20 protein-coding genes are annotated in these 18,645 nt (G+C 47.2%); 16 read left to right on the forward strand and 4 right to left on the reverse strand.

The genetic code is table 11. The annotated features are described in order from the left end of the window. The first annotated feature begins 47 nt into the window (after positions 1 to 47). The 14 genes from sppA to AC2CGA_RS12500 all read left to right on the forward strand — a co-directional run bounded on the left by sppA (position 48) and on the right by AC2CGA_RS12500 (position 12,606). Entirely contained in the window at positions 48 to 1,055 is a 1,008-nt protein-coding gene (gene sppA / locus AC2CGA_RS12435) for a signal peptide peptidase SppA (RefSeq protein WP_003152419.1), read from the forward strand. A gap of 13 nt (positions 1,056 to 1,068) precedes the next feature. Next, positions 1,069 to 1,560, forward strand: a complete 492-nt coding sequence (locus AC2CGA_RS12440) for an RDD family protein (protein ID WP_007408048.1) — start codon at positions 1,069 to 1,071, stop codon at positions 1,558 to 1,560. A gap of 77 nt (positions 1,561 to 1,637) precedes the next feature. Then, on the forward strand, positions 1,638 to 2,327 hold the full coding sequence (locus tag AC2CGA_RS12445) for a DUF2953 domain-containing protein (protein ID WP_003152422.1): 690 nt from the start codon (positions 1,638 to 1,640) through the stop codon (positions 2,325 to 2,327). A 12-nt stretch (positions 2,328 to 2,339) separates the two neighbouring features. After that, on the forward strand, positions 2,340 to 2,780 hold the full coding sequence (ytfJ, locus tag AC2CGA_RS12450; protein ID WP_003152423.1) for a GerW family sporulation protein: 441 nt from the start codon (positions 2,340 to 2,342) through the stop codon (positions 2,778 to 2,780). Between the two features lie 115 nt (positions 2,781 to 2,895). Further along, positions 2,896 to 3,399, forward strand: a complete 504-nt coding sequence (gene tpx / locus AC2CGA_RS12455; protein ID WP_007408050.1) for a thiol peroxidase — start codon at positions 2,896 to 2,898, stop codon at positions 3,397 to 3,399. 61 nt (positions 3,400 to 3,460) lie between these two features. Beyond that, complete coding sequence (locus AC2CGA_RS12460) at positions 3,461 to 4,447, forward strand: class I SAM-dependent methyltransferase (protein WP_015387858.1); 987 nt, start codon at positions 3,461 to 3,463, stop codon at positions 4,445 to 4,447. A gap of 311 nt (positions 4,448 to 4,758) precedes the next feature. After that, positions 4,759 to 5,946 (forward strand): acetate kinase, encoded by a 1,188-nt coding sequence (locus AC2CGA_RS12465; protein WP_003152426.1) that lies wholly within the window; start codon positions 4,759 to 4,761, stop codon positions 5,944 to 5,946. A gap of 99 nt (positions 5,947 to 6,045) precedes the next feature. Next, the gene (locus tag AC2CGA_RS12470; RefSeq protein WP_003152427.1) at positions 6,046 to 6,558 is read left to right on the forward strand and encodes a MogA/MoaB family molybdenum cofactor biosynthesis protein; all 513 of its coding nucleotides are present in this window, start codon (positions 6,046 to 6,048) and stop codon (positions 6,556 to 6,558) included. 151 nt (positions 6,559 to 6,709) lie between these two features. Further along, the gene (locus tag AC2CGA_RS12475; RefSeq protein WP_003152428.1) at positions 6,710 to 7,921 is read left to right on the forward strand and encodes an argininosuccinate synthase; all 1,212 of its coding nucleotides are present in this window, start codon (positions 6,710 to 6,712) and stop codon (positions 7,919 to 7,921) included. Continuing rightward, positions 7,918 to 9,294, forward strand: coding sequence for an argininosuccinate lyase (argH, locus tag AC2CGA_RS12480; RefSeq protein WP_139885354.1), 1,377 nt, complete (start codon positions 7,918 to 7,920; stop codon positions 9,292 to 9,294). Before AC2CGA_RS12475 ends, argH begins: the two co-directional genes overlap by 4 nt. A gap of 74 nt (positions 9,295 to 9,368) precedes the next feature. Further along, positions 9,369 to 9,497: a hypothetical protein gene (locus tag AC2CGA_RS12485; protein WP_088037449.1), complete on the forward strand. Its 129-nt coding sequence runs from the start codon at positions 9,369 to 9,371 to the stop codon at positions 9,495 to 9,497. Between the two features lie 138 nt (positions 9,498 to 9,635). After that, positions 9,636 to 10,403 carry an SDR family oxidoreductase gene (locus tag AC2CGA_RS12490; RefSeq protein WP_003152431.1) on the forward strand — a complete coding sequence of 256 codons (768 nt, stop codon included), beginning with the start codon at positions 9,636 to 9,638 and terminating at the stop codon, positions 10,401 to 10,403. A 60-nt stretch (positions 10,404 to 10,463) separates the two neighbouring features. Beyond that, positions 10,464 to 11,150, forward strand: a complete 687-nt coding sequence (locus AC2CGA_RS12495) for a metal-dependent hydrolase (RefSeq protein ID WP_003152432.1) — start codon at positions 10,464 to 10,466, stop codon at positions 11,148 to 11,150. Between the two features lie 139 nt (positions 11,151 to 11,289). Then, on the forward strand, positions 11,290 to 12,606 hold the full coding sequence (locus AC2CGA_RS12500) for a CBS domain-containing protein (RefSeq protein WP_003152433.1): 1,317 nt from the start codon (positions 11,290 to 11,292) through the stop codon (positions 12,604 to 12,606). A gap of 28 nt (positions 12,607 to 12,634) precedes the next feature. Here AC2CGA_RS12500 and AC2CGA_RS12505 read toward each other — a convergent pair whose 3' ends face one another. Further along, positions 12,635 to 12,937 (reverse strand): YtpI family protein, encoded by a 303-nt coding sequence (locus AC2CGA_RS12505; protein ID WP_003152434.1) that lies wholly within the window; start codon positions 12,935 to 12,937, stop codon positions 12,635 to 12,637. A 116-nt stretch (positions 12,938 to 13,053) separates the two neighbouring features. Here AC2CGA_RS12505 and AC2CGA_RS12510 point away from each other — a divergent pair, with 116 nt between their 5' ends. Beyond that, positions 13,054 to 13,995: a DHH family phosphoesterase gene (locus AC2CGA_RS12510; protein ID WP_003152435.1), complete on the forward strand. Its 942-nt coding sequence runs from the start codon at positions 13,054 to 13,056 to the stop codon at positions 13,993 to 13,995. Positions 13,996 to 14,012: 17 nt separating this feature from the next. Here AC2CGA_RS12510 and AC2CGA_RS12515 read toward each other — a convergent pair whose 3' ends face one another. The 3 genes from AC2CGA_RS12515 to ytrH form a co-directional block, all read right to left on the reverse strand. Beyond that, positions 14,013 to 14,204 (reverse strand): YtzJ family protein, encoded by a 192-nt coding sequence (locus AC2CGA_RS12515; RefSeq protein WP_003152436.1) that lies wholly within the window; start codon positions 14,202 to 14,204, stop codon positions 14,013 to 14,015. A 105-nt stretch (positions 14,205 to 14,309) separates the two neighbouring features. Next, positions 14,310 to 14,813, reverse strand: a complete 504-nt coding sequence (gene ytrI / locus AC2CGA_RS12520) for a sporulation membrane protein YtrI (RefSeq protein WP_003152437.1) — start codon at positions 14,811 to 14,813, stop codon at positions 14,310 to 14,312. Continuing rightward, positions 14,810 to 15,151 (reverse strand): sporulation membrane protein YtrH, encoded by a 342-nt coding sequence (gene ytrH, locus AC2CGA_RS12525; RefSeq protein ID WP_017418353.1) that lies wholly within the window; start codon positions 15,149 to 15,151, stop codon positions 14,810 to 14,812. Before ytrH ends, ytrI begins: the two co-directional genes overlap by 4 nt. Before the next feature lie 142 nt (positions 15,152 to 15,293). Here ytrH and dnaE point away from each other — a divergent pair, with 142 nt between their 5' ends. After that, positions 15,294 to 18,632 (forward strand): DNA polymerase III subunit alpha, encoded by a 3,339-nt coding sequence (gene dnaE, locus AC2CGA_RS12530; RefSeq protein WP_139885353.1) that lies wholly within the window; start codon positions 15,294 to 15,296, stop codon positions 18,630 to 18,632. The last annotated feature ends 13 nt before the right edge of the window (positions 18,633 to 18,645 follow it).

Below are 18,645 nucleotides of genomic sequence, written 5' to 3' on the forward strand. Positions count from 1 at the left end.
TTTTTACGGGGGAACGTACGAATATTGACAGAAAAGGAGGAGAACACATGAATGCAAAAAGATGGATTGCGCTCGTCATCGCGCTCGGCATTTTCGGCGTATCGGTCATTGCAAGTGTGACCGTCGGGGTGCTGAAGAATATCGGAGATACAGGGTCTGACTTTGCATCACTGACAGATGACACAGAGGAAGTGACGCTGGATAAGGGCAGCCCCGGCAGTAAAATCGCCGTGCTTGAAGTGGACGGCACGATTGAGGATAACGGCGGGTCCGCTGGCCTGCTCAGCTCAGGCGGGTATGATCACAGATCATTTTTAAAACAGGTTGAGCGTGCGAAAGAAGATAAAAGCGTCAAAGGAATTGTACTGAAAATCAATTCCCCGGGCGGAGGCGTGTACGAAAGCGCGGAAATACATAAAAAACTGGAAGAACTAAAGAAAGAAACGAAGAAACCGATTTATGTATCCATGGGCTCCATGGCGGCATCGGGAGGCTACTATATTTCAACGGCCGCCGATAAAATCTATGCTTCACCGGAAACGCTCACGGGTTCACTGGGCGTCATCATGGAAAGCGTCAATTATTCCAAGCTCGCCGATGAACTCGGCATCAAGTTTGAAACCATTAAAAGCGGCGCGCATAAAGACATCATGTCCCCGACCCGCGACATGACGAAGGAAGAAAGAAAGATCATGCAGACAATGGTCAACGATTCTTATGAAGGATTTGTCAATGTCATTTCAAAAGGCCGGCACATGTCAAAAGCGGATGTGAAAAAAATTGCCGACGGCCGTGTTTACGACGGCAGACAAGCGAAAAAAATCGGCCTCGTTGATGAGCTCGGTTTTTACGATGATACGATCAGCGCGATGAAAAAGGACCATAAAAATATGAAAAACGCTTCAGTCATCACATACGAGGAAGGATTCGGATTAGGCTCGCTCTTTTCCATGAGCGCAGCGAAAATGTTTAAAAGCGAAATTGATTTTCTGAATATGAAAGAACTCATTTCGCAATCCGGTTCGCCGCGGATGATGTATCTCTATGCAAAGTAGGGGGGAAGAAAGAATGGACGCGACTTACGAAGGCTTTCACGGCAAAGAAGAGGAAGCCGAACAACAGAGGGCGCCCGAGCAGGCATATGCGGGCTTTTGGATCAGGTTTTGGGCGTTTCTTCTTGATTGGCTGGTGGTCTGGGGACTTAACCATCTCATCGTTTCACCGATTTTCACGCTGATGAAGCTCCCGGCAACAAGCGGAATGTTTACAATCTCAGCTTATTCCGTCACAACCCTGATCGTCTACCTCGCCTATTTTGTGTTCATGACGAAATGGTTTCATCAGACACTCGGCAAGATGGTCTTCGGGTTAAAGGTTACTTCTTTGACGCCCGGAAAGCCGCTGACTTGGAGCACCGTCATTTTCAGAGAAGCGGTGGGGCGTTATATCGATAAAATCTGGATTCTCTATATCGTCATCGCGTTTACGCCCAAAAAGCAGGGCATTCACGATCTGATCGCCGACACAACGGTGATTCACGAAGCGCTGTACCGCAAATAAATGCAGTAAACCCGGAATAAACGTCCGGGTTTATTTTTTTTGGTTTTGGCGATAATGCTGCTAAGGAAGTGAAGCCTATGGGATATGCCGCAGCAGCTGTTATTCTCATTCTCATTTTGGTCTGGCTGCTCATGAGGATGAAAATCCATCTGACTTTCGAATATCTTCACGATAAAGATAACGACAAACTGACGTTTAAACTCTCGGCCTTATACGGGCTGGTCCGTTTTAAAAAAACGCTGCCCGTCATTAAAGTAAACAGCGAAGACGCGTCTATTGATGTCAAACAGGACACGAAATCAGAAATGAAAGGTCAGAAAAAAGAGAAGAAAAAAATCACATATGAAGATGTCAAACAGAGCATTCACAGAATAGAAATGATTCTGCACCAAGTCTTGCAGATGCGCCAAATCGCCGCCTCATTTCTTGCGGGAGTCCGTGTTACGAAGTTTGAATGGGTGACGGTTATCGGAATAAAGGACGCCGCCGTTACGGGAATCGCCGCCGGCGGATTGTGGGCCGTAAAGGGAGGCCTTACGGCGATGCTGTATGATCATCTGCGTTTCATACATAAACCGGTGTGCGAAGTCATTCCGTCTTTTCAAGTGCCTGCATCCAAGACGCATTTGCAGTGTATATTCTTTTTTCGTTTTGGACATCTTATAGGTGCAGCTTTCAAATTGCTCAAATACGGGCGGAACGGACTTTCTATCATACGAAAGAAACAGCCGGTTCCGGTTGCTTCAAAGAATGATTCATCAGTTTAAGGAGGAGCGCATATGGCAGACCACCCCATTCAAGGTTTAATGAAAACCGCTATGGAAAATTTAAAAGAAATGATTGACGTGAATACAATCATCGGCGACCCTGTTGAAACGCCTGACGGCAGCGTAATCTTAACGGTTTCAAAGGTCGGATTCGGATTTGCGGCGGGCGGAAGCGAGTTTGGAGGAAAGCCGGCTGAAAAAAGAACCGATGATGATGAAAGAAAAGAGCAGAAGCTCCCGTTCGGCGGCGGAAGCGGCGGCGGAGTATCCATTACGCCGATTGCGTTTCTGATTGTCGGAACAAACGGCGTGCGTATGCTTCATTTAGACGAAAACACCCATCTGATTGATAAACTGTTAGACTCCGCGCCTCAAACGATTGAACGCATCCAGCATATGTTTAAAAAGAATGAAAAAGGCCGGAACCAAAAAAGAACGGATATCGATTTATAACAGAAAAGTTAACTGCCGCCCGCAGTTAGCTTTTTTTACGATGCGGCATAACCTTTGCAGTTTGCATAAAACTCGACTATGATAGAGCTATACATAGATAAAGGGAGGAATCAGAATGGCTGAAATTACATTTAAAGGCGGAGCCGTGACGCTGATCGGACAAGAAGTGAAACCGGGTGACCAAGCTCCTGACTTCACGGTTTTGACAAACGGATTAGAAGAGAAGACATTAGCAGATATGAAAGGGAAAGTAACGATCATATCCGTTATTCCTTCCATTGACACAGGCGTATGTGATGCGCAGACACGCCGCTTTAACGAAGAAGCCGCAAAACTCGGTGATGTGAACGTTTATACAATCAGCGCCGACCTTCCGTTTGCACAAGCGCGCTGGTGCGGAGCGAACGGAATTGATAAAGTGGAAACATTATCGGATCATAAAGAGATGTCATTTGGTGAAGCATTCGGTGTTTACATCAAAGAACTTCGTCTTTTGGCGCGTTCCGTATTCGTCCTTGATCAGGACGGAAAAGTCGTTTACGCGGAATACGTAAGCGAAGCGACAAACCACCCGAATTATGAAAAGCCTATCGAAGCTGCAAAAGCGTTAATCAAGTAAAGAGAGAAAAAGAGCTCCGGGTGCTGCCGCGGAGCTCTTTTCATGGCAAGGAGGAAACAGCATGCAACACGATCATGTCGGTCAGATTTATGAACTTTTAGATGAAGCCGCCCAAGTGATAGCAGAAGGCCTTGAGATTTCTTATATTGAGGGGCTTGCGGAGGCGGGAGAGATGTATTTTCTTGAAACAACGGACCAGCTTCCGCTTCAGGAAAAACAAACCGGCGAGCTTAAAAGCCTGCTTGCGAAAGCAGACTTCAGAAAATGGGAGCATGAATGGATCCGCAAGGCGTTCCAGCTCGCCATTTTAAAAGGACTGAAAGATAAGTCCCATCCGAACAGACAGATGACGCCTGATACGATCGGCCTTTTCATCAGTTACCTCGTGAATAAATTTACGGGCGGCCGAAAAGGCCTGACGTTGCTGGACCCCGCCTGCGGCACCGGAAATCTTCTGCTGACCGCGGCAAACCAGCTTTCTGACAAAGCGGGAAAAAGCTTCGGCATTGAAATCGACGATGTCCTTCTGAAGATCGCATATGCGCAGGCGAATCTGCAGGAAAAAGAAATGGAGCTGTTCTGCCAGGACAGTCTTCAGCCGTTATTTATCGAACCGGCCGATGCGGTTATCTGCGATTTGCCGGTCGGCTACTATCCCAATGACGAAGGCGCTGAAGCGTTTGAGCTGAAAGCGGATGAAGGCCACTCATTTGCCCACCACTTATTTATTGAGCAGAGCGTCAAACATACAAAACCGGGCGGATACTTATTTTTTATGATTCCGAACCATCTGTTTGACAGCGCGCAAAGCGATAAACTGAAGCGGTTTTTTGCGGAAAAAGTATATATCAACGCCCTGCTTCGGCTGCCGGCTACTATGTTTAAAGATGAAGCGCAGGCAAAGAGCATTTTAATCCTGCAGAAAAAAGGCGAAGACGCAAAGCCGCCGAAACAAGCGCTTTTGGCGAATCTTCCTTCTTTTGCGAACCAGCAGGCGATGCGGGAGATGATGGCAAAATTGGATCAGTGGATTCAAAAAGAAAAATAATGGCGAAAAAGCAGTGTGAGACGCAAAATTCCGCGCTGCTTTTCGCTTTTTAAAATGAATGGAAATCAGGGCGAAAACACAAATTAAGGAAAGAAAATAACATTCCGTAAGGCCGTGCCGTCCATTTGGCACAAATGAGATTTATCAGAAAATATCGACTTCGTATTGTAAGCGGTGCCAATGTGGATGTTGACTTGAAATGCTGAGTTGACAATGTTTAAATGGAAAAGTCAGATATTTTTTGGACCGCAGTTATGGTCTGGGAAAAAAGAACGAACAAACGAAGAAGAATTTTGATAGGAGCGTCATTTATGTCTAAAATTATTGCAATTAACGCAGGAAGCTCATCTTTAAAATTTCAGTTATTCGAAATGCCTTCAGAAAAGGTGCTAACAAAAGGTTTAGTAGAACGGATCGGTATCGCCGACAGCGTTTTCACTATCTCTGTTAACGGCGAAAAAAATACAGAAGTGACAGATATTCCGGATCATGCGGTTGCGGTGAAGATGCTGCTTCACAAGCTGACTGAATTCGGTATTATAAAGGATTTAAACGAAATTGACGGAATCGGCCACCGTGTGGTTCACGGCGGAGAAAAATTCAGCGATTCTGTTTTGCTTACGGATGAAACAATCCGTGAGATTGAAGAGATTTCAGAACTTGCGCCGCTTCATAACCCGGCTAACATCGTCGGCATTAAAGCCTTTAAAGAAGTGCTTCCGGATGTGCCTGCGGTTGCAGTGTTTGATACGGCGTTCCACCAAACGATGCCTGAGCAATCTTACCTGTACAGCCTTCCGTACGAATACTACGAGAAATACGGCATCCGCAAATACGGTTTCCACGGCACTTCTCATAAATACGTGACACAGCGCGCAGCTGAGCTTCTCGGCCGCCCGCTTGAAGATTTGCGTCTGATTTCCTGCCACCTCGGTAACGGCGCAAGTATCGCGGCCGTAGAAGGCGGAAAATCCATTGATACGTCAATGGGCTTCACACCGCTTGCGGGTGTTGCGATGGGAACACGTTCAGGAAACATCGACCCTGCATTGATCCCGTACATTATGGAAAAAACGGATCAGACGGCAGATGAAGTATTAAATACATTAAATAAAAAGAGCGGACTGCTTGGCATATCCGGTTTCTCAAGCGACCTCCGCGATATCGTAGAAGCTTCAAAAGAAGGAAACGAAAGAGCGGAAACGGCTCTTGAAGTGTTTGCAAGCAGAATCCATAAATACATCGGTTCTTACGCTGCGAGAATGAGCGGCGTTGACGCGATTATTTTCACTGCGGGTATCGGTGAAAACAGCGTTGAAGTCAGAGAACGCGTGCTTCGCGGCTTAGAATTCATGGGTGTATATTGGGATCCTGCGCTGAACAACGTGCGCGGCGAGGAAGCGTTTATCAGCTACCCTCACTCTCCTGTCAAAGTCATCATCATTCCGACTGACGAAGAGGTCATGATCGCACGTGACGTCGTCCGTCTTGCACAGTAATGAGCGAAAAAAGCACATCCTTTAGGGTGTGCTTTTTTATTGAATGCCCCAGAATCAAACGTTACGATATGTTTAATACATAAACGATGAGGTGAAGCAATGAGTGTGCATGAACATAAACAAGAAGCCCCGTCAGCCGTGCGCTGCAAGGTGATAACAGTCAGCGACACGAGAACGAAAGAAACCGACAAAAGCGGGCGCGTCATGATGGATTTCATCAGAGAAGCGGGATTTGAAACGGTCGCTTATGACATTGTAAAAGATGAAAAAGATGAATTGCAGAAAGCCGTTTTATCCGGCTGTATGGATGAATATACAGATGCGGTGCTGTTAAACGGAGGGACGGGCATTGCCGAAAGGGATGTCACAATTGAAGCGGTCACGCCGCTGTTTTCAAAAGAACTCCCGGGGTTCGGCGAGCTGTTCCGCATGCTGAGCTATACGGAGGACATCGGCTCCGCCGCCATTTTGTCCAGAGCGGCAGCGGGTGTGATCCGAAATACCGCAGTCTTCTGCACGCCCGGCTCCTCAGGCGCCGTAAAGCTTGCAATGAGTAAACTGATTATTCCTGAACTGCCTCATGTGCTCCGGGAAATCCGAAAAGATTTATAAATGTATAAAAAGGCTCCGCTCCGCTCAAAAAATTGGGTGGGGTTTTTTTTATAAAAGGCTTGAAAAAACAGAATTTACTTGTTACAGTGTATACATACAAAATGCATTTTTATTAATTAAAACTAATTTTTATACAAAGGGAGCTTTTAACATGGCAGAACAAAAAAAGGTTGTATTGGCATACTCAGGAGGTCTTGATACTTCTGTAGCGATAAAATGGCTGCAAGAACAGGGATACGATGTTGTTGCCTGCTGCTTAGATGTTGGGGAAGGAAAGGATTTGGCATTCGTTCAGCAAAAAGCGCTGGAAGTTGGCGCCGTAAATTCCTATGTGATTGATGCGAAAGAAGAATTCGCCCGGGAGTACGCGCTCATTTCTATGCAGGCCCATACAATGTATGAAGGCAAGTATCCGCTCGTATCTGCACTATCCCGTCCGTTAATCGCGAAAAAACTCGTGGAAGTGGCGGAAAAGGAAAACGCGGTGGCCGTAGCGCACGGCTGCACGGGAAAAGGAAACGATCAGGTTCGTTTCGAAGTATCCATTAAATCATTAAATCCTGATCTGGAGGTCATTGCTCCGGTCCGTGAGTGGCAATGGTCGCGTGAAGAAGAAATTGAATACGCCGCAAGCCGCGGCATACCGATTCCGATCAATCTTGACAGCCCGTATTCCATCGACCAGAACCTATGGGGACGCGCCAATGAATGCGGTATACTAGAAGATCCGTGGGCGGCGCCGCCTGAAGGGGCATATGACCTGACAGCATCTCTTGAAAACACGCCGGACGTTCCGGAAATCATCGAAATCGCATTTGAAGCCGGTGTTCCGGTTTCAATCGACGGCGTAACCTACCCGCTCGCTGATTTAATTCTCAAGCTGAACGAGACTGCCGGAAAACACGGCATCGGCCGGATTGACCATGTGGAAAACCGCCTGGTCGGCATTAAGTCCCGTGAAGTTTATGAGTGCCCGGGCGCCATGACTTTGATTACGGCTCACAAAGAGCTTGAGGATCTGACTTTAGTGAAAGAAGTGGCCCATTTCAAACCGGCAATTGAACAAAAACTGTCTGAAATCATCTATAACGGTTTATGGTTCTCGCCGTTAAAAGACGCGCTGCTTGCATTCCTGAAAGAAACCCAAAAACACGTCACCGGCGTCGTGCGCGTCAAGCTGTTTAAAGGCCATGCCATTGTAGAAGGACGTAAGTCGGAATATTCTCTCTACGACGAAAAACTTGCGACATATACAAAAGACGATGCGTTTGACCATCACGCGGCAATCGGCTTTATCGAGCTTTGGGGACTGCCGACAAAAGTAAACAGCATTGTGAAAAAAAAGGAGCAGATTGAAGCATGAAGAAGCTTTGGGGAGGCCGTTTTCAAAAAACACCGGAAAAGTGGGTCGATGAGTTCGGCGCATCCATCACATTCGACCAAAACTTAGTCAAAGAGGATATTACAGGGTCTCTCGCTCATGCGGCAATGCTGAAAAAATGCGGCATTCTGACGGAAGAAGAAGAAGGTGCCATCCGTCAAGGGCTGCAGACTCTCCTGCAAAAAGCAGAGGAAGGAACGCTTGAATTCTCTGTTGATTATGAAGATATCCATTTGAACATTGAAAAAATGCTGATTGAAGAAATCGGACCGCTAGGCGGCAAACTCCATACCGGAAGAAGCCGGAACGACCAGGTGGCGACTGACATGCATCTATATTTGAAAGATCATGTCTCGCATATCATCGTGCTGATTGAACAGTTCCAAAAAGCGCTGATTGAAAAAGCGGAGGCCAATGTCGAGACCATTCTGCCGGGGTACACTCATTTGCAGCGGGCCCAGCCGATTTCTTTCGCCCACCATCTGCTTGCTTATTTTTGGATGCTTGAACGGGATAAAGAGCGTTTTCGGGATGCTATGAAGCGGATTAACATATCGCCGCTCGGATGCGGGGCGCTTGCCGGAACTACGTTTCCGATAGACCGTTACTATTCGGCGGAGCTGCTCGGTTTTGACTCCATTTACGAGAACAGTCTTGACGGAGTCAGTGACAGAGATTTTATTCTCGAGTTTTTAAGCGGCAGCAGCATGCTGATGATGCACCTTTCACGTTTGTCAGAAGAAATCATTCTATGGTGCTCGCAGGAATTCAGATTCATTGAACTGGATGATACGTACGCGACGGGAAGCAGCATGATGCCGCAGAAGAAAAACCCCGACATGGCGGAGCTGATCCGCGGTAAAACCGGACGCGTATACGGTGATATGATGGGTCTTTTCACGATTATGAAAGGGCTGCCGCTCGCTTACAACAAAGACCTGCAGGAAGATAAAGAAGGCATGTTTGACACGGTGAAAACCGTAGAAGGAAGCCTTCAGATTTTCACGGGCATGATTGAAACGATGAAAGTAAACAAAGACATCATGAAACAAGCGACAAAACAAGATTTTTCAAACGCGACGGAACTTGCCGATTATTTAGCAAAAAAAGGCATGCCGTTCAGAGAAGCGCATGAAGTGGTCGGCAAGCTTGTGTACAGCTGTATTGAAAAAGGAATCTATTTAAGTGACATGGCATTTGAAGAATTCCTTCAAGCCAGCAGTCTCTTTGAAGAAGATATCTATACCGTGCTCGATCCGCATCATGCGGTTGAAAAAAGAATGAGCGCCGGCGGAACTGGTTTTCAGCAGGTAGAACAGGCGCTCGTAAAAGCAAAAGCCTGCGCCGGTATTTAATTTGCTGAAATTTCCTTTATATTTTCCCGTCATATCAGACACCCTACATCTATAAAAGATGGGAGGTAGAAGGAATGCGCAAAGAACAAGAACGTTACATCTATGATGAAAAAGAAAGTGAAGAAACGGCCAGGCTTATCTCAGAGGCATACCAAAGCGGTTATGTCGGCATGGAGGAAGCCTCTGCTCCTTCAGAAAATTAAGCTGTCTGTAAAGACGGCTTTTTTTTTCGTGCGGACGAAGTGCAAAAAAGTGATATTGCCGTTTGTTTATAGTAAAGTAGAGGGAGAAACGTCTTGATTTTATTGAAGCGGCTACGTTGCCTGGGGAGGGTATTCAATGTGCGACATGCTCTAATCACTGCCGGTACAAAGGGATTGGGCCGAAAAGTGACTGAAATGCTTCTGGAAAAAGGCTTTTCTGTCACAGTGAATTACAGACAGGACGAAGAAGCGGTCGCTTGTCTGAAGGCGGATTATCCCGGGTGCCATGACAGATTGCAATTCGTTAAGGGCGATGTAACCCGGAAAGAAGATCTCATGCGGATCGCCGATGCAGCCCTTCAGCGGTTTGGAAGGATTGACATACTGATTAACAATGCCGGGCCGTACATATTTGAGCGCAAAAAGCTTGCCGATTACTCCGATGACGAATGGTATGGCATGCTTGAAGGGAATTTAAGCGCCGTTTTCCATCTGTTTAAAGCGGTTATCCCGGTCATGAGACAGCAGCGCTTCGGCCGGATTATTACATACGGTTTTCAAGGAGCGGACCATGCCCCCGGCTGGCTTCACCGTTCCGCTTTCGGAGCGGCTAAAGTCGGATTGGCTTCGTTAACGAAAACCATTGCGATTGAAGAAGCCGAATCAGGCATTACAGCCAATATGGTCTGCCCGGGTGATATTGTAGGAGATATGAAAGAAGCGTCTATAGAGGAAGCAAGACGGAAAATCGGCAAAGAAAAGACGCCGATCGGCAGGTCCGGAACCGGAGAGGATATTGCGAGAATCATCGCGTTTTTATGTGAAGAAGATTCCGATCTTGTAACCGGAACGGTCATTGAAGCAACAGGCGGGCTGAATGTGATTAACAGGCATCAATCCCTGTAAGTTTTTTCGTTTGTCAAAAAGGGAACTTGATAAATATTAATTTTTTATGAGGTGAAAACGATGAAAGTGACTTATCACGGACATTCTGTCATTCAAGTGGAAACGAAAACCCATAACATTATTTTTGATCCGTTTCTGACCGGAAACAGTCTGACAAATTTGAAACCGGAAGAAGTGAAAGCGGATGTCATCCTGCTTACTCACGGACACAATGACCATGTCGGAGATACAGAGCAGATCGCCAAACAAAACGATGCGCTCGTCATTGCGCCGAACGAGCTGGCCGTTTATCTCGGCTTTAAAGGTTTAAAGGTCCACCCGATGCATATCGGAGGGGCGCACCAATTTGATTTCGGCAAAGTAAAACTGACACAGGCGTTCCACGGATCGGCGGTCACTGATGAAGAAAACAAAACCATCACATACACCGGGATGCCGGCCGGGATTTTATTAACGATTGACGGCAAAACGATTTTCCACGCCGGCGATACGGCGCTGTTCTCAGATATGAAACTGATCGGGGAACTGAATCACATTGACCTGGCGTTTCTGCCGATCGGTGATAACTTCACCATGGGGCCTGAAGATGCGAAACTCGCGGCTGAATGGCTGAGAGCGAAACAGGTCGTCCCCGTTCATTACAATACATTCCCCGTCATTGAACAGGACCCTGACGCTTTCGCAGAAAGTCTGCCCGGAGGCGTCGGCAAAGTCATGGCGGTCGGCGAGACCATTGAGCTTGCCTGACATATGTGTCGAAGACCTTCTGAATCAAGCATTCAGAAGGTCTTTTTTGTGATGCCGCCTTTTTTCGGGCGTCTCATTGCGAATGAATCCCCCGTACCCTTATAATAAAAGCAGAAGACTGTCCTTAGAGGTGAAACGCTTGGCAACAAAGCATGAACAAATCCTATCATACATAGATTCGCTTCCTGTCGGTGAAAAAATTTCGGTCAGAAGAATTGCGAAAGAAATGAAAGTCAGTGAAGGAACGGCTTACAGAGCCATTAAGGAAGCCGAAAACAAAGGATTCGTTTCCACTATTGAACGTGTGGGGACCATCCGGATTGAACAGAAGAAAAAAGAAAATATTGAAAAGCTGACATACGCTGAGGTCGTCAATGTGATCGACGGCCAGGTGCTCGGCGGAAAAGCCGGTCTGCATAAAACGTTGAATAAGTTTGTGATCGGGGCGATGGAGCTTGACGCGATGATGCGTTATACGGCCGCGGGGAACCTGTTAATCGTCGGGAACCGAATCAACGCCCACCGCCAGGCGCTTGAAGCGGGCGCGGCCGTTTTGGTAACAGGAGGGTTTAATACCGACGACAGCATTATCGAGCTGGCCGATATGCTTGAGCTTCCGATTCTCTCCACGAGCTACGATACCTTTACGGTAGCCGCGATGATCAACCGGGCGATCTATGATCAGCTCATAAAAAAAGAGATTGTGCTCGTGGAAGATATTTTGACGCCCGCAGATCGGACAGTGACGCTGTTCCCTAAGGATAAACTGGAGAAATGGTACGAAAAGAACTATGAAACCGGACACGGCCGCTTTCCGGTTATCGATCAGCAGATGAAAATCCACGGAATCCTCACACCGAAAGATATCGCGGGGCATGACCGGTCAGTTCCCATTGAAAAAGTAATGACCAAAAACCCTGTCACGGTGATCGGAAAAACATCTGTCGCCTCAGCGGCTCAAATGATGGTTTGGGAAGGAATTGAAGTGCTTCCGGTGACAGACGGGCATCACAAACTGATCGGAATGATCAGCCGTCAGGATGTCTTAAAAGCGCTTCAGATGGTTCAAAAGCAGCCTCAGGTCGGAGAAAAGCTGGATGATATTGTTTCAAGGGGATTTAAAGAAGAGGAAGATAACAAAACGCCGGCCGTTTATCAATATGAAGTCACGCCGCAAATGACCAATCAGCTCGGCACGATTTCTTACGGGGTGTTTACAACGATTTTAACCCAGGCCGCCAGCCGATTTTTACGCTCCCGCAAACGCGGCGAGCTGGTCATTGAAAGCATTACGATTTTCTTCCTGAAGCCCGTACAGATGGAGTCGGTCATAGAAGTGAAACCGCGCATTTTAGAGGCGGGCCGGAAATTCGGGAAAATGGAAGTGGAAGTGTCAAGCCAAAGCGGCATCGTTTCAAAAGCGATGCTCATGGTGCAGCTGATGGAGAGAAGTTAAGGGACACACCCGGGTCCCTTGGCATTCATTATGCGTGGTCCCTCTCCGCTTCCTTTGCATGGATGGGTTCATAATGCTTATAGGCTTTATACCCGGCCCATGCGCTGCCTGCTCCGATTAAAATGAAGACGCCGCCGATGACCAGGGTCAGGACGGAGTGGAACAGAATCATTTGGTTTACTCCGTACAAAAGCACCAGCGCGCCTAATGCCATACTTGATTTAGCCGAAAAACATTCCTTCTCCAGCGCCCGTTTCGTCTGGATTCCTTTTACTTTGTAATACACGTAAAAGCAGGCAGAAAGCCCGATGAGAAAAACAAAAACCAGCATAAATGAAATCCTCCATTATATGAGTTTGCAAAACCGTTTATACCGTTGCTGAAAGATTTTCCTTTTCCATGGATAAAGAGTATGATTAAATGAATAAAAACGAAAAGGAGAAAACGATGAAATCCGAACTGATCAGAACCATATCATTATATGACACCATTATCTTACATAGACATGTGAGGCCTGACCCGGACGCCTACGGTTCACAGTGCGGCCTTACGGAAATCCTGCGGGAAACGTATCCCGAAAAAAATATTTTTGCCGTCGGACAGCCTGAACCGTCCTTGTCTTTTTTATATTCCCTCGATGAGGTGGATGACGAAACCTATAAAGATGCTCTTGTCATCGTGTGCGACACCGCAAACCAAGGCAGGGTCGACGATCAGCGCTACCATTCCGGCGCAAAGCTCATGAAAATAGACCACCATCCAAATGAAGATCCGTATGGCGATCTGTTATGGGTCGATACGAATGCAAGCTCCGTAAGCGAAATGATCTATGAGCTGTACCTGGAAGGAAAGCAGCACGGCTGGAAACTGAATACGAAAGCAGCTGAGCTGATCTACGCTGGTATCGTCGGTGATACGGGGCGCTTCTTATTCCCGAACACCACAAAAAAGACATTAAAATACGCGGGAGAGCTCATTGAGTTCCCATTTTCATCGTCAGAGCTGTTCAATCAATTGTATGAAACAAAATTAAATGTGGTGAAGCTTAACGGCTTTATTTATCAAAATGTGTCACTGTCTGAAAACGGCGTCGCTTCCGTTTTCATTAAAAAAGACATTTTGGAGACATATGGAACCACCGCTTCTGAAGCGTCGCAGCTTGTCGGAACACTCGGAAATATTTCGGGTATCCGCGCTTGGGTGTTTTTCGTAGAAGAAGACGATCAAATCAGAGTCCGGTTCCGTTCAAAAGGTCCGGTCATCAACGGAATTGCCCGGAAATACAATGGCGGCGGACATCCGCTTGCGGCCGGCGCATCCATCTTCAGCTGGGATGAAACCGATCAGATTCTTGCTGATCTGGAAGAGGTATGTAACGAACACAAGTAGAGGGGAGACCCTCTTTCTTAGTGTTCATCTGTCACGGGGATGAACCAGCAGCCGAATTCAGTCAGGTCTTCGTAGACGCGGAGATTACAGATTTGGAGTTCTTTTTTTATGAGGGAAGCGAGTGTGTCTGTTTCTGCATATGCGGAATAGCCTTGTCTGATTCGGGCTGCATGATCTTTTGCCAAGCGGCGTTCACTAAAAACCTCCATTTTCCCTTCCTCCCTTCAGAATCGTTGAAAATGTCTCATCTACAGTTTATAAAAAAGCGGAGAAAAAAGCGACAGATCTATGGAAAATTTTTAAAAATGACATAATTACGTCGCAAAAGAAATATGAATTTCGACAGACAATCTCGTATAAATCGTCAGTTCCTTTACTTCAGCTTTAAATTCCTTCTCATTTATGGTGTATATTTTGTTTTCAATCGTCCGTTTTAAAAGCTCCTTTGTTTTATACACGCTTTCAATATCCTTTGTGATGACTTCAGAAATATTATCTTTCACCTGTTCCTCAAATTTCATCTTGTCAGGCTGGGCGATTCTGTATTTTTCCCAATTAATCAGCTTCACATCAACACTTTGGATGAGAAGTCTTTGCTTATTATCCTCATTTAATTTATGAAGATCTTTCTGATAGATGGAGATTTGGTTTTTTAAATCCCGCGCGTGCTCCCGCTGCTTTTCAATTAACGTCACCTGTTCTTCCTGAAACGTTCCGTATGTAAACAGAAAGAACAGCCAGCTGATGATGGCTCCGCACATCATTCCCGCAAAAAAACGCTGCCATCCCGGTTTTTTATAATACTCGGGAATTCTCATGATGACATATTCTCCTGGGTCAGCCATGAAATAATCAGCCAGCCGGTCTGCGCGCCGCCCATTGCTGAAATAATTAAAAGAAGCTGTTTGAAGATGTCGCGCGTGTTGCCTTCCCACAGCCCCCGCTCGAAACTGTATACCGCGTCAAATGTTCCCCCTATGGCCGCGACAAGCGCCCAGATCTTCAGCCTGTTCGCCAATTTTGTGATCGCCGTCAGCGGGGGCTCGCCTGATAAATAAGCTCCGAGGCCGCCGATCAGCGCGCCGCCGAGCAACACACCGAGGGCGATAAAATAACTGCTGATGAAATTCGCCATAAAGCCGGCTTCCTGATCCATATATACACCACCTCACTTTTCTATCATATTGAGCGAAACGGACAAGTATGATGATGAGTCAAAAAAGAACATTTGTTTCTTAAGAAAACCCGTCTTATAATGTAGAAAGGCAAAATGAACGAATGGGAAAGGAGTGGCGGCATTGTCTTTTGTTCACCTGCAAGTACATAGCGGCTACAGCCTGTTAAACAGCGCCGCTTCTGTAAAAGAGCTTGTTACACAAGCGAAGGAACTCGGATATTCATCATTGGCGCTGACGGACGAAAATGTGATGTACGGCGCCATTGAGTTTTATAAAGCATGCAAATCAAACGGAATTAAGCCGATTATCGGTCTGACGGCTTCTATATACACGGACGATACGGAGCTTGAAGCACACCCGCTCATTCTTTTAGCGGAGACAAACACCGGTTATCAGAACCTGGTGAAAATCTCAAGTGCGCTGCAATCCATGGCAAAGGGCGGCATGAAGCGAAAATGGATGAAGAGCTATCATGAGGGGCTGATCGCCATTACGCCCGGTGAAAACGGGTACATTGAAAGCCTGCTTCAAGCCGGGAAGTTTGAAGAAGCGGTCCGGGCTGCCGAAGGATTCCGGGAGCTGTTCGGAGACGGCCGTTTTTATTTAGGGTACCAGCCGTTTAAAGGACATGAGACGTTATCAGAAGAGATTCTCCGCCTGTCAGCCGAGACGGAAATCGCTGTCTGCGCTGCGGGAGATGTCCGCTATATCAAGAAAGAAGATCAAGATGCGTACCGCTGTCTGTGCGCTATTAAAGCCGGAGAGAAATGGGAGGATCAGAGCGGGAATCTGCCGGACTTATACTTGAGGACGCCTGAAGAAATGGCAGAGCTTTACACGCGGCATCCGGAAGCGATTGAAGCGGCCGCCCGTATCGCCCGGCAATGCCGGGTCGATGTCAGCCTCGGACAGACACAGCTTCCGTCTTTTCCGGCGCCGGACGGCAAATCAGCCGATGACTATTTGGCGGAAGTCTGTCACGAGGGGCTGCGCCTCCGTTTCGGCACTCCTGATGAGCGCGCTGTCCGCCGGCTTGAATATGAGCTGGACGTCATCAGGCGCATGAAATTCAGTGATTATTTTCTCATCGTATGGGACTTTATGAAGTACGCGCATGAAAAGGGCATTGTGACAGGTCCGGGAAGGGGGTCCGCGGCAGGCTCGCTTGTCGCTTACTCGCTTTTCATTACCGACGTGGATCCGCTTAAACATTCTCTGCTGTTTGAGAGATTTCTTAATCCCGAGCGGATCAGCATGCCGGATATTGATATCGATTTCCCTGATACGAGAAGGGATGAGGTCATTCAGTATGTACAAAATAAGTACGGGGCCATGCACGTCGCCCAGATTATCACCTTCGGGACATTGGCCGCAAAGGCGGCGTTAAGGGATACCGGGAGAGTGTTCGGAATCAGCCCGAAAGAAGCCGACCAGCTTGCCCGCCTGATCCCGTCGAAACCGGGAATGACGCTTGAGGAGGCAAGGCGGCAGTCCGCTCAGCTGAACAGGCGGCTGTCCGAATCCGCCGTTCTTCATAAAGTGTTTCAGATCGCAAGGAAAATCGAAGGTCTTCCGAGACACACGTCAACACACGCGGCCGGGGTCGTTCTCAGTAAAGAGCCGCTTTCGGAAGTTGTCCCTCTTCAAGAAGGGCATGACGGCGTGTATTTAACGCAGTATGCGATGGATCACCTGGAGGATCTCGGTCTTTTGAAAATGGACTTTTTAGGTTTGCGCAACCTGACGCTTATTGAATCCATTAAAACGATGATTGAAAAAGAGACGAATACGAAAATTGATTTTTCCGAGATTTCTTATCAGGATGAAAAAACGTTCTCGCTATTGTCAAACGGTGATACGACGGGTATTTTCCAGCTGGAATCATCAGGAATGAGAAACGTGCTGAAGCGCCTGAAGCCGTCAAGACTGGAAGACATTGTCGCGGTTAACGCGCTTTACAGGCCGGGACCGATGGAAAATATTCCGTTATTTATCGATCGGAAGCACGGACGGGCGCGTGTGGAAGTGCCGCACGAGGACGTAAGAAATATTCTCAGTGACACTTACGGCGTCATCGTCTATCAAGAACAGATAATGATGATCGCCTCGCGCATGGCAGGGTTTTCATTAGGTGAAGCGGATCTGCTCAGACGGGCTGTCAGCAAGAAGCAAAAGGACATTCTGGACAGAGAGCGAAGCCATTTTGTTGAAGGGTGCTTAAAAAAGGAGTATTCTGTAGTCACTGCAAACGAGGTCTACGATCTGATTGTAAAATTCGCTAACTACGGATTCAACAGAAGCCATGCTGTCGCATACAGCATGATCGGCTATCAGCTCGCCTATTTAAAGGCGCATTATCCGCTATATTTTATGTGCGGGCTGTTGACGAGCGTCATCGGCAATGAGGACAAAATATCGCAATATCTGCATGAAGCGAAGGGGAGCGGGATTCAAGTCCTTCCGCCGTCAATAAACAAAAGCGGTTTTCCGTTTGCGCCGGAAAACGGAGCCGTCAGATACAGTTTGCGGGCCGTTAAAAACGTAGGCGTCTCGGCAGTGAAAGATATTTATAAAGCAAGAACACATAAACCGTTCGAGGATCTTTTCGATTTCTGCTTTCGCGTACCTGCAAAAAGCGTGAATCGGAAAACCATCGAAGCCCTTATATTTTCTGGCGCCATGGACGAATTCAATCAAAATCGCGCCGCCTTGCTGGCCTCCGTTGATGTGGCTTTAGAGCACGCTGAACTTTTTCGTGCAGACGATGACCAAATGGGATTGTTTTTGGAAGAATCGTTTTCCATTAAGCCAAAATATGTAGAGGCTGAGGAATTTCCGCTCGTGGACAAGCTTCGGTTCGAAAAAGAAGCTCTCGGTGTTTATTTCTCAAGCCATCCTTTGTCTGCTTTCAGGGATCTCCTGAAAAAACGGGGGGCGCAAACGATCACAGCAGCGCGGCAGATGCCGAAGGGACAGCTGTCAATCGGCGCTTTGCTCGCGGGCATTAAAACGATTCGGACAAAGACAGGTCAGCATATGGCGTTTCTCACATTAAGCGATGAAACGGGAGAAATGGAAGCCGTCGTGTTTCCTGACCAATATAGAAGGCTGTCTCCGCTGTTAAAAGAAGGCGCGCTTTTATTCGCCGCCGGAAAAATGGAAGAGCGTCAGGAGAAGACACAATTCATCATGTCATCCGCCTCTCTTCTTGAACAGACGGAGACAGACAGAGCGCCGTCTGTTTACATCAAAATCGAAGGCAGCCGGCACAATCAGGAGTTTTTGGAAAAGATGAAGCGTATTTTACTGGAGCATAAAGGGGAAACCGGCGTTTATCTATATTATGAAAAAGACAAGCAGACGATCAGGCTGCCGGATACTTTTCATATTGAGGCGGACCATCAGGCGTTATACCGTTTAAAAGAGCTGCTGGGCCGCGAAAACGTCGTGTTAAAATAGTGGTAACAATAAT

This window comes from Bacillus sp. SYZHCR11 (assembly GCF_057196865.1).

Bases quoted from the DNA above. Each gene is read 5' to 3' on its own strand.
- sppA (WP_003152419.1), top strand. From the start codon at position 48: ATGAATGCAAAAAGATGGATTGCGCTCGTCATCGCGCTCGGCATTTTC.
- AC2CGA_RS12440 (WP_007408048.1), top strand. From the start codon at position 1,069: ATGGACGCGACTTACGAAGGCTTTCACGGCAAAGAAGAGGAAGCCGAA.
- AC2CGA_RS12445 (WP_003152422.1), top strand. From the start codon at position 1,638: ATGGGATATGCCGCAGCAGCTGTTATTCTCATTCTCATTTTGGTCTGG.
- ytfJ (WP_003152423.1), top strand. From the start codon at position 2,340: ATGGCAGACCACCCCATTCAAGGTTTAATGAAAACCGCTATGGAAAAT.
- tpx (WP_007408050.1), top strand. From the start codon at position 2,896: ATGGCTGAAATTACATTTAAAGGCGGAGCCGTGACGCTGATCGGACAA.
- AC2CGA_RS12460 (WP_015387858.1), top strand. From the start codon at position 3,461: ATGCAACACGATCATGTCGGTCAGATTTATGAACTTTTAGATGAAGCC.
- AC2CGA_RS12465 (WP_003152426.1), top strand. From the start codon at position 4,759: ATGTCTAAAATTATTGCAATTAACGCAGGAAGCTCATCTTTAAAATTT.
- AC2CGA_RS12470 (WP_003152427.1), top strand. From the start codon at position 6,046: ATGAGTGTGCATGAACATAAACAAGAAGCCCCGTCAGCCGTGCGCTGC.
- AC2CGA_RS12475 (WP_003152428.1), top strand. From the start codon at position 6,710: ATGGCAGAACAAAAAAAGGTTGTATTGGCATACTCAGGAGGTCTTGAT.
- argH (WP_139885354.1), top strand. From the start codon at position 7,918: ATGAAGAAGCTTTGGGGAGGCCGTTTTCAAAAAACACCGGAAAAGTGG.
- AC2CGA_RS12485 (WP_088037449.1), top strand. From the start codon at position 9,369: ATGCGCAAAGAACAAGAACGTTACATCTATGATGAAAAAGAAAGTGAA.
- AC2CGA_RS12495 (WP_003152432.1), top strand. From the start codon at position 10,464: ATGAAAGTGACTTATCACGGACATTCTGTCATTCAAGTGGAAACGAAA.
- AC2CGA_RS12505 (WP_003152434.1), bottom strand. From the start codon at position 12,937: ATGCTGGTTTTTGTTTTTCTCATCGGGCTTTCTGCCTGCTTTTACGTG.
- AC2CGA_RS12510 (WP_003152435.1), top strand. From the start codon at position 13,054: ATGAAATCCGAACTGATCAGAACCATATCATTATATGACACCATTATC.
- AC2CGA_RS12515 (WP_003152436.1), bottom strand. From the start codon at position 14,204: ATGGAGGTTTTTAGTGAACGCCGCTTGGCAAAAGATCATGCAGCCCGA.
- ytrI (WP_003152437.1), bottom strand. From the start codon at position 14,813: ATGAGAATTCCCGAGTATTATAAAAAACCGGGATGGCAGCGTTTTTTT.
- ytrH (WP_017418353.1), bottom strand. From the start codon at position 15,151: ATGGATCAGGAAGCCGGCTTTATGGCGAATTTCATCAGCAGTTATTTT.